The sequence below is a fragment of the Kitasatospora sp. MBT63 genome (assembly GCF_000710465.2).
In the GTDB taxonomy this organism is placed as follows: Bacteria; Actinomycetota; Actinomycetes; order Streptomycetales; family Streptomycetaceae; genus Kitasatospora.
In genome coordinates this window covers 1-5784 of sequence record NZ_JAIZ01000572.1, presented here as the reverse complement: position 1 = coordinate 5784, position 5784 = coordinate 1, and the positions used below count along the sequence as shown (strand labels likewise).

General features: G+C 71.1%; 5 protein-coding genes. All 5 read left to right on the top strand.

The features are described from left to right. The coding region (locus AA75_RS29985; protein ID WP_233289257.1) for a sensor histidine kinase KdpD at positions 1-1728 on the top strand (1728 nt) is incomplete at its 5' end. A gap of 10 nt (positions 1729-1738) precedes the next feature. Continuing rightward, a complete protein-coding gene (locus tag AA75_RS29980) occupies positions 1739-2152 on the top strand; it encodes a roadblock/LC7 domain-containing protein (protein ID WP_030057391.1) in 414 nt (137 codons plus the stop codon). Positions 2153-2348: 196 nt separating this feature from the next. Then, entirely contained in the window at positions 2349-3035 is a 687-nt protein-coding gene (locus tag AA75_RS29975) for a DUF742 domain-containing protein (protein WP_233289256.1), read from the top strand. Continuing rightward, entirely contained in the window at positions 3016-3600 is a 585-nt protein-coding gene (locus tag AA75_RS29970) for an ATP/GTP-binding protein (protein ID WP_033823131.1), read from the top strand. The genes AA75_RS29975 and AA75_RS29970 overlap by 20 nt, the downstream gene beginning before the upstream one ends. Before the next feature lie 365 nt (positions 3601-3965). Further along, a partial coding sequence (locus AA75_RS29965; RefSeq protein ID WP_158515583.1) for a nitrate- and nitrite sensing domain-containing protein occupies positions 3966-5784 on the top strand: 1819 nt, incomplete at its 3' end.

Sequence of the window (5784 nt, the reverse complement as noted above, 5' to 3'; positions counted from 1 at the left end):
CCGCTGGTCGACGTGCTCCGCGCCGCCGCCTCCGAGGTGGAGCAGTACGAGCGCATCGAGCTGGCCGGCATACCCGACGCCGACGTCGTCGGCCCCGCCGTGACCGACCTCGTCCACCTGCTCGCCGAGCTGCTGGAGAACGCCACCTCGTTCTCCAGCCCGCAGACCCGGGTGCTGGTCAACGCCACCCGCCTGCCGGACGGCCGGGTGCTGGTGGAGATCCACGACAAGGGCATCGGCCTCACCGCCGAGGACTTCGCCGAGATCAACGAGAAGCTGGCCGAGCCGCCCACGGTCGACGCCACCATCTCCCGCCGCATGGGCCTGTTCGTGGTCGGCCGCCTCTCGCAGCGCCACGACATCCGGGTCCAGCTCCGCCCCTCCGGCGAGTCCGCCGGCACCACCTCCCTGGTGATGCTCCCGCAGATGCTGGTCCAGCTGAGCGCGCGTCCCGAGCCGGAGGAGGAGTTCACGGTCTCCCGCATCTTCGCCGAGCAGGAGCCGGCCGCCGAGGCCTGGGACCAGGTCGGTCCGGCCCGCAGCGCCGCCGAACTGGGCTTCGACGACCACCTCACCGGCAACACCGGCACCAGCGGCTTCAGCCCGGCGCTGGAGTCCGTCCAGCGCTCGCAGCGGCTCGAGCAGCGCCGTCTGGCGGCTCTGGAGTCCGGCGAGGGCGACGGCGAGCAGGAGCCGCTGGAGGCCGAGCTGGTCGAGCCGCCGTACGGCGAGAACTACGCCGACCAGGGCTACCAGCAGCAGGACCAGTACGGCCAGGGGCAGTTCGCCGGCCAGCCGTACGCCCAGGACGGCTACCGCGAGTACCCCGAGTACGCGGACGACCAGTTCCAGGGCAACGCCCAGTACCAGGACCCGCAGTACCAGGGCGCGCCGTACGGCCAGGAGCAGCCCTTCGCCCAGGACGGCTACCAGGACTACGGTCAGGACCAGTACGGGCAGGACCAGTACGGCGGGCAGCAGTACGGCCAGGACCAGTACGGCCGTGGCGGCTACGACCAGCAGTACGACCAGGGCTACCAGCCGTTCGGCGGCGGCCGGGCCGAGGAGGCGCCCGCCGGGCACCCCTACGGCCAGGAGGAGCCCCCGGCGGCGCTGCCGCCCTCCCAGGGCGGGACGCTCGGCTCGGGGCTGCCCCAGCGCCGCCCGGGCCAGCAGCTGGCCGGCTCGTCCGCCAACGCCGGTTCGGTGTTCGGCGGCGGCGACCAGGGCGGCCGGTCGGACGGCGAGAAGCCGAACTGGTTCACCGGCGCCCGGGACACCGGCGGCGACTCGGAGCAGCGCGGCCACCAGGTGTCGGCGCTCGGCGGCTACGGCCCGACCGGTCCGACCAGCTCGCCGGCCGGCGACTGGCAGTCCCCCAACGACGGTGACTGGCAGCGCGCCGAGCAGCTGCGCGAGCCGGCGGCCGGCGGCACCACGCCGTCCGGTCTGCCGCGCCGGGTGCCCAAGCAGAACCTGGTCCCCGGCAACGCCAAGCCGACTCCGCAGGACGGCCCGCAGGTCTCCCGCAACCCGGAGGAGGTGCGCGGGCGCCTGACCAACCTGCGCCGCGGCGTGGAGCAGGGCCGAAGCGCCGGCGGCGACCCGGGCGCGACCGGTAGCTTCCGGATCGATCCCCAAGAAATTTCCCAGCAGGGCCGGTCCGGCAACGGACAGCAGAACAACAGCACCGATCTCTTCGGCGGCTCGAACCACCAGGAGCGTTGAGTTGAGTCAGATGAGCCAGGCCGCACAGAACCTGAACTGGCTGATCACCAATTTCGTGGACAACACCCCCGGGGTGTCGCACACGGTGGTGGTCTCCGCCGACGGTCTCCTGCTGTGCATGTCCGAGGGCTTCCCGCGGGACCGCGCCGACCAGCTCGCCGCGGTCGCCTCCGGGCTGACCTCGCTGACCTCCGGCGCCAGCCGGATCTTCGAGGGCGGCGAGGTCAACCAGACCGTCGTCGAGATGGAGCGGGGCTTCCTGTTCCTGATGGCGGTCAGCGACGGATCGGCCCTGGCCGTCCTCGCCTCCCCCGACTCCGACATCGGTCTGGTGGGCTACGAGATGGCCCTCCTCGTCGACCGCGCCGGAGCCGTCCTCACCCCCGCGCTGCGCGCGGAACTCCAGGGCAGTCTCCTGCACTGACGGTTCGTCGGATACCGTCCTGGTATTCGAAAGACCTCATTGCCCGTCCCGGGTCCCTCGCGGGCACCGCCGGCCAACCGCCGCCGGTGCCCGCGAGGGACCCGGGTTCGGGCGTTGTACGGCCTTCGCACCACCGGCCCGGGCGCAGTTGTCCCGGACCAGCACCGCACCGCCGCACCCTGTGAGGAGAGGAACCGTGACACCGCCCGACGACCGCAGCGGCCAGTACGGCGTCCCGTATCCCGGCACCGGCCATGACGCCTTCGGCGTGCCCGGCGTCGGCCACGGGCAGCAGTACCCGCCGCAGCAGCAGTACTTCGCCCAGCCGCAGCCCGGTGCCCAGCAGCAGTACGGGCAGCAGCAGCCGTACCAGGACCAGCCGTACCAGGACCGGCCCCAGCAGCCGTTCCGGGACTCCGGGCCGTTCGGCCGCCCGGACGAGGGCCCGCCGGGCCATCCGGGGCCGGAGGCGTTCCCCGAACGCGACAACGCCCGGTACCAGGAGGACTTCGGCCAGCACGAGGACGAGGACGGCCAGGACTCCGGTCCGCTGATCCGCCCGTTCGCGATGACCGGCGGCCGGACCCGGCCCCGCTACGAACTCGCCCTGGAGGCCCTGGTCTCGGCCAGTGTCGACCCGGTCCGGCTGGCCGGACTGCTCCCGGAGCACCAGCGGATCTGCACCCTGTGCACCGAGGTCAAGTCCATCGCCGAGGTCTCCGCCCTGCTCACCATCCCGCTGGGAGTGGCCCGGATCCTCGTCGCGGACCTGGCCGAAGCCGGTCTCGTGACCATCCACCAGCCCGCTGCCGGCGGCGAATCCGGCAACCAGCCCGACGTCACGCTGCTCGAAAGGGTCCTCAGTGGACTTCGCAAGCTCTAACGCGGCCGCCCCCAGCCGCGCCACCACCTCGGCGAAGATCGTCGTCGCGGGCGGCTTCGGCGTGGGCAAGACCACCCTCGTCGGTGCGGTCTCCGAGATCAACCCGCTGCGCACCGAAGCCGTCATGACCAGCGCCAGCGCCGGCATCGACGACCTCACCCACACCGCGGGCAAGACGACCACCACGGTCGCCATGGACTTCGGCCGCATCACCCTCGACGAGGACCTGATCCTCTACCTCTTCGGCACCCCCGGCCAGGACCGCTTCTGGTTCATGTGGGACGACCTCGTCCGCGGCGCCATCGGCGCCGTCGTCCTCGTCGACACCCGCCGCCTCGCCGACTGCTTCCCCGCCCTCGACTACTTCGAGAACAGCGGACTGCCCTTCGTCGTCGGCCTCAACGGCTTCGAAGGCCACCAACCGCACACCCCCGAAGAAGTCCGCGAAGCACTCCAGCTCGGCCCCGACACCCCGATCATCGCCCTCGACGCCCGACGCCGGGACAGCGCCAAGAGCGCCCTGATCACCCTGGTCGAACACGCCCTGCTGGCCAGACTGCGCTGACCCGCCGGCCCTCCTCCGTGAGGTACGGCACGTGCCCGCCTTCCGCCCCTCGGGCGGGGGCGGGCACGGGCGCTGTGGCGCATAACGGTTCGGTAGGCATTTGGAGATCGTCATTGACCCACAGTGACCGACTCGATCCGATATGCGCGGATGACCTTGAGGTTTGGGGTCACCTGCCCACAAATGTCCAATTTGCTCGTGCCTGACCGGGTACGGAGTGCTGTTTGTCCCGAATCCCTGCACGTGCTGAAATTCCAGCTACCCCGTAGTCATCGTTGGCAGTTCCACCCACAGCGGGCTGCGGCCACCGGGGGAAGCCGCTGGATAGATCCATGGCCGCCAGTCGGTCGAGAGGTTGTTGTCGAGTGAGGCGTAAGCAGCCAGTCACCCCGCAGCGCTCAGAGCCCCGCCAGAGTGAGCCGGGCGGTAGCGGCCAGGCACCCGCAGGGTTCTCCGCGTTCAGCCCCACCGAGGAGCGGACCGGCCCCGGGCCGTCCGTCGTGCTCGGCGGCGGACCGAAGCCGGGCCAGTCCCCCAAGGGCTCCGACACCGACGAGCGGCGTGCCGCCGGCGGCGGCCGGTACGAGTTCCTGTCCCCGCTGAACTGGCGGGTGCCGACCCGCCTCGTCGCGATCCTGCTGATCCCGGTCATCATCGGCCTGGTCTTCGGCGGTCTTCGCGTCAACACCTCGTTCGACGACTGGGTCAAGGCCGACAAGGCGCTCAAGACCGCGGACCTGGCCCGCACCGCGACGGTGCTGGCCGACGCCCTGGAGAACGAGCGCGACTTCACCGCCGCGCCGCGGATCACCGGCAACGACCCCAACGGGGACGTGAAGAAGTACCGCGGTCTGACCGACCAGGCGCTGGCGGCCTACAACAAGGCCTTCGCCAAGGTGAAGGACGACGCCACGCTGTCGCGCCGCAACGAGGCGTTCCAGCTGCTCGTCGCCGACCTCCCGCACCTGCGGGACAACGCCTACAAGCCGGAGCTGTTCGCCACCGCGACCCCGGCCGCGTACTCCGCGATGTTCGCGCCGCTGCTGGCGATCGACAACTCGGTCGGCTTCGGCAGCTCCAGCGAGACCAGCCGCGGCCGCTCCATCTACGCCATGTCGCTGGCCAAGGCCTCCGCCTCGACCCAGCGCGTACTGATGACCCACCTGCTGGTCGGCATCGGCACCAACACGGTCACCAGGTACGAGAACGTCGAGCTGATCCAGACCCTGCTGGTCTCCGCCAAGCTCGAGCAGACCGCGATCAGCGAGTTCACCACCGGCAGCACCGCCGAGGACGCCAAGGTCTACGCGGACGCGATCGGCGAGCAGGCCTCGGCCGATCTGCGCTCCCCGCACCGGATGCCCGGCGGCCAGGCCATCCCGACCGTCCAGGGTCTGATGAACATCGGTCTGGCGTACTCCGCGGCCGCCTCGGCCGGCGAGACCAAGGGCAAGGAGCAGGCCCGCGCCACCTTCGAGGCCGCCACCGCCGAGGGCCTGAACCTCGACAACTGGACCCAGGCCACCGGTGGCCACATCAACACCCTGCGCAACACCGAGAACAAGCTGCTCGACCAGGTCGTGGCCGGCGCCGCGAACATCAAGTCGCGCGCCCAGACCGACGCCATCCTGAACTCGGCGATCGTGATCGCGGCGCTCGCGCTGGCCGGTCTGCTCACCGGCTTCATCGCCCGCTCGATGATCCTCGGCATGCGCGTGCTCAACAGCGCCGCGCTGGAGATCGCCAACCACCGTCTGCCGGACCTGGTCGAGAAGCTCTCCAAGACCGACCCGGACCGGGTGGACACCTCGGTCGCGCAGATCCCGCTGTGGGGCAAGGACGAGATCGGCGAGGTCGCCCGCGCCTTCGACCAGGTCCACGCCCAGGCGGTCTCGCTCGCCGCCGAGCAGGCCCTGCTCCGAGGCAACCTGAACGCGATCTTCTCCAACCTGTCGCGCCGCAGCCAGAGCCTGATCCAGCGCCAGCTGGCGCTGATCACCGACCTGGAGAACAACGAGGCCGACCCGGACCAGCTGGAGAACCTCTTCAAGCTGGACCACCTCGCGACCCGTATGCGCCGCAACGGCGAGAACCTCCTCGTCCTCGCCGGTGAGGAGCCGGGCCGCCGCTGGAACACCCCGGTGCCGCTGGTCGACGTGCTCCGCGCCGCCGCCTCCGAGGTGG